General features: G+C 49.1%; 1 protein-coding gene and 1 pseudogene. Both read left to right on the forward strand.

Annotated features, from left to right (window positions below; all coding sequences use genetic code 11):
* A partial coding sequence (locus R7R78_RS25995; RefSeq protein ID WP_225474596.1) for an SLC13 family permease occupies nucleotides 1-511 on the forward strand: 511 nt, incomplete at its 5' end.
* Between the two features lie 3 nt (nucleotides 512-514).
* A pseudogene (locus R7R78_RS26000) lies at nucleotides 515-745 on the forward strand (histidine kinase); the annotation flags it as partial.

The raw sequence follows: 745 nt of genomic DNA on the forward strand, positions 1-745 counted from the left end.
TGCCGTGTTCTCGCTGACAGGGATCATCAACAAAGAAGACCTCAAAAAGATCTCTTGGGATGTACTTTGGTTAGTTTCGGGTGGTATTGCTCTCGGTTTAGCGCTCGACAAAACAGGGCTTGCGAAGCTGGTGGTGCACAGTATTCCATTTGATGAATTCTCGCCTTATGTGGTGCTATTCGGCGCGGCATTCCTTTGCTTACTAATGGCAAACTTCATGTCACACACGGCCACAGCCAACTTGCTGATGCCAATAATGGCTGCGCTTGGTACGTCCATGGCTTCTTTGACGCCATTAGGTGGTGAAGTCACGCTTATTCTTGTTGTGACCTTCGCGGCTTCGCTTGGTATGTCACTGCCTATCAGTACGCCGCCTAACGCGCTCGCGCATGCCACTGGCCATGTAGCAAGTAGCCAAATGGCGAGAGTAGGTGCGGTACTTGGTATTGTTGGTGTGCTGCTAAGCTTTGTGATGGTGTGGATTCTTCATACGGTTGGGCATATTGGGTAATACATGTACGAAACCAAGTTAGATGCGTTAGTAGAACGCTACTTTAATCATATCGAACGTCGGCTGACTGTGTTGGCCGGCTCCGTATTGATCGAACAGCAAGGCTACAACGACCGTCTATACTATGTGCTCTCTGGCGAGCTTGCTGGCTTCTATGCGGACGAAGACAGAAAGCCTATTCAGGTATTCTCCGCCTCTCAAGGGGCATTTATTGGAGTGCACAGTTTTTTTTCA

The organism is Vibrio sp. 2134-1 (assembly GCF_033339495.1).